Annotated in this window: 7 protein-coding genes; all 7 read left to right on the top strand. The window is 49.6% G+C overall.

The window, feature by feature from the left end; genetic code table 11:
• The first annotated feature begins 160 nt into the window (after positions 1 to 160).
• The 7 genes from SIN01_RS13245 (at position 161) to tuaH (ending at position 7,498) form a co-directional block, all read left to right on the top strand.
• Complete coding sequence (locus SIN01_RS13245) at positions 161 to 1,588, top strand: lipopolysaccharide biosynthesis protein (RefSeq protein WP_141306129.1); 1,428 nt, start codon at positions 161 to 163, stop codon at positions 1,586 to 1,588.
• Between the two features lie 136 nt (positions 1,589 to 1,724).
• On the top strand, positions 1,725 to 2,384 hold the full coding sequence (locus tag SIN01_RS13240) for a sugar transferase (protein ID WP_373864410.1): 660 nt from the start codon (positions 1,725 to 1,727) through the stop codon (positions 2,382 to 2,384).
• Positions 2,385 to 2,420: 36 nt separating this feature from the next.
• Positions 2,421 to 3,356, top strand: coding sequence for a GDP-mannose 4,6-dehydratase (locus SIN01_RS13235; protein WP_141306128.1), 936 nt, complete (start codon positions 2,421 to 2,423; stop codon positions 3,354 to 3,356).
• The gene (gene tuaE / locus SIN01_RS13230) at positions 3,343 to 4,857 is read left to right on the top strand and encodes a teichuronic acid biosynthesis protein TuaE (protein ID WP_141306127.1); all 1,515 of its coding nucleotides are present in this window, start codon (positions 3,343 to 3,345) and stop codon (positions 4,855 to 4,857) included. Before SIN01_RS13235 ends, tuaE begins: the two co-directional genes overlap by 14 nt.
• A complete protein-coding gene (locus SIN01_RS13225; RefSeq protein ID WP_141306126.1) occupies positions 4,854 to 5,543 on the top strand; it encodes a hypothetical protein in 690 nt (229 codons plus the stop codon). The genes tuaE and SIN01_RS13225 overlap by 4 nt, the downstream gene beginning before the upstream one ends.
• Complete coding sequence (tuaG, locus tag SIN01_RS13220) at positions 5,543 to 6,325, top strand: teichuronic acid biosynthesis protein TuaG (RefSeq protein WP_244935262.1); 783 nt, start codon at positions 5,543 to 5,545, stop codon at positions 6,323 to 6,325. The genes SIN01_RS13225 and tuaG overlap by 1 nt, the downstream gene beginning before the upstream one ends.
• A 15-nt stretch (positions 6,326 to 6,340) precedes the next feature.
• On the top strand, positions 6,341 to 7,498 hold the full coding sequence (gene tuaH / locus SIN01_RS13215) for a teichuronic acid biosynthesis protein TuaH (protein ID WP_244935261.1): 1,158 nt from the start codon (positions 6,341 to 6,343) through the stop codon (positions 7,496 to 7,498).
• Positions 7,499 to 7,589 lie beyond the last annotated feature (91 nt).

Here is a 7,589-nt window from a genome sequence, read left to right as displayed (position 1 = left end):
GGTACGCCCGCGGCAAGCGAGCAACCGAAGCGACGATTCAGTACCGAGAAGACACGAGCCCATCATACATGGTTGGAGATTAAGAACCAAGCACAGCTTGGTTTTTCTTAACAGCCCGGATGAACCACGGAGAAACCAGAGGTAAGAGAAGAGGAAAAAAATGAAAAGCTTTATTAAGCGTCTGCTCGCGTTTTCGATCGGACCGTTTGGTGCAGCATTTATTGGACTGATTACGATTCCGGTAACCACCCATTTTGTTTCACCTGAGGAATACGGAAAAGCGAGCATGTATCTGCTTGCATTAACGATGCTGGCAACGGTTCAGTACCTCGGCATCGATCAAGCGTATACACGAGAATTCCATGAGGTGAACGATCGGGAAGCGTTATTCTTGAATGCGCTGCTGCTTCCGCTTTTGTTCGCCCTATTTATTTTGACGATGATTGCACTGAATCTCAGCACAACCGCGCAACTTCTGTTTGGCGAACCGGATCACGCCGCAGCAGCGCTGCTGCTCGGCGTATCGCTTGTCCTCCTATGCTTCGAACGCTTCCTGCTGCTGTCTTTACGGATGCAGGAAAAAGCGCTTGCTTATTCGCTTTACACGGTATTCATTAAGCTCATCGTTCTTGCGGCTACGCTTGTTCTCGTCCTCTTCATCCGCCGCGACTTTCTTGCCGTGGTTTATTCAGCTGCCGTCGGTCAGATTTTCGGTGATCTACTCCTTCTGTTTCGTTTGAGGACGATGTTTCGCATAGGCCATTTCCGTCCAAATCGCGCGCTTTTGCGTCGCATGCTTCTCTTTGGTTTGCCGCTCGTTGTGGCCGCCTCAGCATCGGCTTTGCTCAATTCCGCCGGGCAGCTTTCCCTTCGTACATGGAGCAGTTTCTATGATGTCGGTATGTTTGCGGCCGCGCTTAAGGTTGCCGCCGTATTGTCTGTGGTGCAGACCGCTTTTACCAGCTTCTGGGTACCCACCGCGTATCGTTGGCATGCCGAGGGAAAATCGATCGCTGCTTTTCGTATGGTCAGCAGCGGCGTGCTCTTGTTCATGTCGGCGTTTTACTTTGTCGTGCTTCTCTTTAAAGAACCCCTGATGCGCTTCCTTTCACCGGATTATGTGCCCGCAGCCGGTTTGATCGGCCTGCTTTGCCTGCAGCCGGTTCTCTATACGCTTAGCGAAACGACAACGTTGGGGATCGTCTTTTCACGAAAAAGCTACCTGAATCTATGGGTCAGCTTCTTGTCTTTGCTTCCTTGTCTGCTGATTAACGTACTCGCAGTTCCTAAACTCGGTACGCTTGGTGCCGGGCTTGCGACCGGAGTGTCCTATGTTTTGTTTTTCATTGCTAGGAGCTGGTTTTCGGCAAAAAATTGGCGAGGTTTTCCACTTTACCGGCACTATGCGGTGATTGCGGTTCTTTTTGCAGCCGCTGTTCTCAATAGCATGCATTTGCCATTTATGGTTTTGGCAAATTTGGGCATGCTTTTATTAGTGATCTTCATGCAAAGGCAGGCAATCGTCCTGTTCTATCAAAAATTTCGGGCGACAAAACGAGAAAATGATTCTTCAGCTTTTCCTTCTTAAAGTCGGCTCTGCGGAGGATCAGTTCAAGCATTCCTTTACACAACCTTAAACGAGTCATCATATTGCCTACATAAAGGTTCACTATAATTGAAACAAGTTCAATGGCAAGTAGTGATGAACTGGAGAGGTGTTTCATGTGAAGCCGGAAAAAGAAATACGCGCGTGCAGCGGTTATTCAATGGTCAATCGGCCGCAAATTGCACTTCCTGAGGGGATCAAAATGTATCTGCCAATCAAACGAGGTTTTGATCTGCTCGCTGGCTCGGTCGGGTTCGTGCTTGCCGCACCGATCATCTTCATTTTCGCTTTATTGATCGTTTTGGAGACGCCGGGTTCGCCGTTCTATGTCCAGGAACGCTGCGGCAAGGGCGGAAAACGATTCAAATTGGTTAAGCTTCGTTCGATGCGAAAAGATGCCGAACGAGGCGGTGCAAAATGGGCGGAAGCAGATGATCCGCGCGTCACCCGAGTCGGTCGATTTATTCGGAAAACACGTATTGACGAGCTTCCTCAGTTTCTTTCCGTACTCAAAGGGGACATGTCGCTGATCGGCCCACGTCCGGAGCGACCGGTATTTACCGAGAAATTTGATCGCGAGATTCCGGGATTTAAAAACCGCTTAATGGTGAAACCGGGTCTAACCGGTCTTGCCCAAGTGAGCGGCGGCTATGATTTATCACCAAAAGAAAAACTCGTTTATGACTTGTACTATGTCCGCAACCTATCGCCAATGCTTGAGATCAGCATTTTGCTGCGCACGGTCAAAGTACTGTTGACCGGGGACGGAGCCCGCTAACAAACTGCATGACTTTTACGATCAGGAGGGATTTCCATGGAGAAAGTATTGGTAACCGGCGGTGCCGGGTTTATTGGCTCACATGTTGTCGAGGCTTTGCTAAAAAAAGGCTATGCCGTTGCTGTTATGGATAATTTTTCTACCGGGCGTCGGGAGAATATCGCTAATCTGCCGGTCGATCTTTATATTTGCGATATCGCCGATTCATCGGTCATTAATGTCGTCAAATCGATTCATCCGGACTATATTATTCACCTGGCTGCGCAGATCAGCGTGTCGCAATCGGTTGCTGATCCGCTGTTTGATGAACGGACGAATGTAACCGGATCATTGAATATCATGAACGGCGCGCGTCTTTCCAGTGTGAAAAAAATTGTATTTGCTTCATCCGCGGCCGTATACGGCAACCCACTGGAAATTCCGATCACAACCGAGCATCCGACGCGTCCGGAATCTCCGTACGGATTAACGAAACGCACTGTAGAAAACTATCTACATCTGTTCGCAAAATTTTATGATTTGCACTCGAGCATCTTACGCTTCAGTAATGTATACGGACCGCGTCAGGATGCGGATGGTGAAGGGGGTGTGGTCTCGATCTTTTCTGATCGGATCCAAAAAGGAACGCCGCCGATGATCTATGGCGACGGCGATCAAACGCGTGATTTTATTTTTGTGGAAGATGTGGCTCGTGCCGTTGTTGCCGGCCTCTCCGTTAAAGAAAATCTATGCGTCAATGTTTCATCGCAAACGGCGATCAGTATTAACGATCTGTTTCAGTTGATGAAGGATGTTTCCGGATCAGATCTGGAGGTTTACTATGGGCCGAAGCGCAGCGGCGATATTCGCCACAGCATGCTTTCCAACGAAAAGGCCAAAGAACTGCTGCATTGGAAACCTGAGGTGTCGCTCAAAGATGGGCTGCGGATGACCTTGCGTGCCTTGAAACGGAGAAAACGTGAAGCCGTTTGAGTTTAGCGAAGCCATGAACCGATCGCAGCAATACAATCCGCGAGCGCAGCGGGAGGATCATCGCGCGATTCGTGAACATGTCGTTCTGATTGCGTTGCTGGCGGCTGGTTTGCCGGGTATTTATTGGATTGGAGACACATGGCTGCAGCTTGTGGCCATACTCGGCTGGATTTCAGCTGTGCTGATCGCCATGCTTTATTTAAAGGAGCATACATCGTCATCCGTACTGCTCACCAGCATGATGTATGTCTTCGTTGCCTCAACCTTTTTAAATCAAATCTTGTTTCGCGTCACGATCGGTTTCTTTACGCTTTTTATTTACAGAATCCTTTTAATTGCCAGTGCTGTCGTGTTTCTCGTCTACGTGGTGAAAAGCGGCGGATTGCGGGCGCAATGGGTAAGGACGCCGGTCAAAGGTGTCCTGCTCTTTCTTTGTTTTTGGATGGCCTATGCGCTGGCTTCGCTCACCTGGGCGTGGTCGGTGACTGAGGGCATTAAATATCTGTTCTTGCTTGGCATCGGTATGCTTTTCATATTTCTTGCGGTGTTTACATTTACGCGCGCGGGCCAGTTGGTCGCTTTTCATGCAATCTGGATGGTGATGGGCGGTTGCCTGATTTTAATCGGTCTTGTCAATCATTTCGCGCGTATTCAGCTGCCGTCCTCAACGTTGTTTAATGGGCCGAACTACAAACAGGGCTACCCGACCGCCGTATTCACAAATCAGAACGATTTTGCATTGCTGCTTTCCGTTTCGATCTTTTTTTATTTAGCGGCGCTTCGAAACGTGAAACAGCCGTTTGCTCGGCTGCTTTGTCTATGCGCTGCCGGACTGTCGGTTTGGCTGATCATCGAAACCGAATCGCGTGCTTGTCTGCTTGGGGTTGCGGGCGGCATTGCCTGCTATGCATGCCTCATGCTCCCAAATGCCTACAGGAAAATGGCCTTTTGGTGCGGCGGATTGTTCGCAGCTGCAGGTGTGCTGCTTCTCTCAGGAAAACTACTGGAGATGCTGCACCGGATCATCGGTGCACCTGCCGTTTATGCGGTTAATGAGAATCCAAGTTCAAATACGGTACGGATGAATCTGTTGCATAGCGCCTGGCACTATTTAACGGATACGTATGGATTCGGCGTCGGCGCCGGCAATCTTTCCGTTTATCTTGAACAGCAACCGGTCACGAATACCGATCAAATTTTCGAGGTGCATCATTGGCTTGGTGAAATTACCGGGACGTTCGGCTTGCTGATCGGCGGCGGTTATCTGGTCATGTATCTTGTTTTATTTTTCTACCTATATAAAGTACTTGCAAAACAAACGGATCGAAAAGCAAGGATGCTTGTGGAAACGTGTTTGACTGCTCAGACGGCATTTCTCATTTCCAGCATCAGCCCCAGCTCAGTCAGCAATCTCTATTTTCATTGGGTGTTTTTAGGCTTTGTGATTTGCTGCGCAAGCGTCTTTTGCTCTGTTTCAAAGTCGGGAGAGTCGATGAAATGAATCTACTGAAACGGTTTACCGCACGCTTAAAACACTATTTATGGCTGGTGCTCGCGCTTCCAGCCGCACTTGCTGTCATCGGTTTTCTCGTACCGGTCGGCTCAATGCCTTCTTCTTATCAAGCGCAAGCTACCGTGCAATTGGGAAACTATGAAGATCCCATTTTTAACGAGACGAATCAAGTGATGCTCATGCTTGCCAATGCGCCGTTCTACCAGCAGCAGCTGCCGCAACTATGGGCGCAAAATGAGCAAGAATTGCTGAGCAAAGTGGAGATTCGCGATTTGAACAATCGTTTGATTCAGCTCCGATATCGTGCGGCATCAAAGGAAGAGGCAGAGAATGGCGCGCAAGCCATAACCGATGCCTTCCTAAATGCAGATCGGCAGCATTATGAGCGGAGGAAAAGATTAATTGATCAGACGCTTTCACAATTAGAAAAGGAAAAGACGCCGGCAAGCGATTCTGCTGCGCGGACGCGATTCTTTTATAAATTGCAAAGCTTAAAATTGACGATGAGACCGGCTCAGCAATTGGAGCAGGTATCAAGCAGCGGAGCGAGTGTCACGACCTTATCTTCGAAGAAACGGGCGGTCCTTGGTGCCGTGATCGGAATGACGCTTGTTCTCCTCGCTGCGGCATTGCCGGAATTTATTCGCAAAAATGACGCGATGGGAGCTGAATAATGATGGCTGCGGAACACGATTACAACGCCCTGATTTCGGTAATCACACCGACGTACTGCTCGGAAAAAACGGTTCAGCAAACGATCCAATCGGTACGCGCACAAACTTGGCCGTACTGGGAACTGATCATTGTCGATGACGCTTCATCCGATCGGACTTGCGCAATGCTTCGCGAGGCGGCCAAAGAGGACGCACGGATTCGCCCCATCTTTTTAGAGGAAAATCATGGCGCGGCCTTTGCTCGGAATACGGCTCTGGATCATGCGAAAGGGCGTTATGTTGCCTTTCTCGACAGTGATGATTGTTGGAAACCAAGAAAGTTAGAAAATCAATTGCACTTCATGGAAATGCATCAGTACGCATTTACCTTTACCGGCTATGAATTGATGGATGCAGAAGGGCACTTGCTCAACAAAATCGTATCGGCACCCAAGCGTGTGACTTATAAAAGAATGTTGAAAAATACGATTGTCGGCTGTCTGACGGTGATGATCGATCGCAAGCAGACCGGAGCTTTTCGTATGCCTAATCTTCGTTCCAGACAGGACTTGGCCACTTGGCTTTCGTTGCTGAAAACAGGGCTCGTGGCTTACGGGATGGATGAGGTGCTGGCTGAATATCGAATCAGCGGGAAGACGTCGCTATCAGGAAATAAATGGAAAGCGGCCAAGAAAACCTGGTTTGTCTACCGAAATGTCGAACGCTTGCCGCTGATCCCGTCCTGCTGGTATTTTGTTCATTATGCGGCTCATGCCTTGATGAAGCGAATGATCAGCACCTGACTTGAAAGGAAGACCATGATGAAAAACATACATGTCATTGTTGGTGCAGGGAGTTGGAGTCAGGACGGGCTGCGCTATCGCCGCCATCGGCTCGCTGAATTTCTTGCGTCTTGTCGTGACACGGAACGCGTGATCTGGCTTTGTCCCGCGCCGCATCGCCAGACGGATCACAAGGTCGGTGCGGCCCAGCGTATCGAGCAATGGACGGTTACCGATTTATTGCCGCAAAAGGCGTTTCGTTTTTCTCGTTACGTTCCCTTATTTCACCAACGGCGGCTGAAGCAGCTTGTGCATCGGTTGCAGATTTATGAGGGGCGTTTCCACTTGTATCTGTGGTATACATTTCCGGGCTTTCCAAGCTTGAGCAATTTGCTGCATTGGGACCGTGTCGTGTATGACCGCAGCGACCTATGGGCAGCGCCAATCAGCGGCCAACTGTCCCTTGCGCGCCGAATGCGAAGACGCGTGATTGCTCAATCGGAGCAGCAGATTGTCGCGCGTGCCGATCTGATCTTCTGCACGTCTGATTATTTGCATCATGTCACCGATCAAGAGCTGCCTGTCGCCAAGCAAAACCGCGTTCGAACGTTTGAGAATGGGGTGGATTACGCCTTGTTTGAGGCTGGGGGCAAGCCGCAAAAGAATGCGCGAATCGTGCTCGGTTACATGGGCGGGATTAAGCCCAAGTTGGATTTCGCGCTTCTGGATGCCGTTGCCTGCCGCAAACTGGATTGGACGATTCTGCTTGTTGGTCCGGACAGTACCCATGGCGATCCGAATTTCAAACAACTGCTTGCACGTCCGAATGTTACGTGGGTAGACGCCGTACCTGCGGATCAGGTGCCGCATTACATGCAGCAGGTGACGATCGGGTTGATGCCGTATAAAGCATCGCCTTATAATCATGCTGTTTTTCCGTTAAAATTGTTTGAATTTCTCGCTTCGGGAAAAGCGGCGGTCGGGATTCACTTGCCTTCGACGAAAAAATATGAGCAAGAGGGAAGCTATCTTTGTCTGGATCAGTCAGATCCGGAGCTGTTGATTCGCGCGTGTGAACGGCTCGCGCGCGTCGCCGATGATCCGGTGTATATCCAGCAGCGCAAAGCCGTTGCAAAAGCAAAAGACTGGCCAACCATTTTTGAAACAATGCTTCATCATGTAAAAACTGATTAACCAGCGGCAGATCGCCGCTTTTTTGATTTTGACCTATTTTTTGTACGGGCCATGATGAAGTTCGCGGAATTGGGAGGATTCGCTTTAACTT

The organism is Sporolactobacillus inulinus (genome assembly GCF_006539285.1).
GTDB lineage: Bacteria > Bacillota > Bacilli > Bacillales > Sporolactobacillaceae > Sporolactobacillus > Sporolactobacillus inulinus.
Note: the sequence above shows the minus strand (reverse complement) of the source record. Positions and strands in the feature narration are given on the sequence as shown.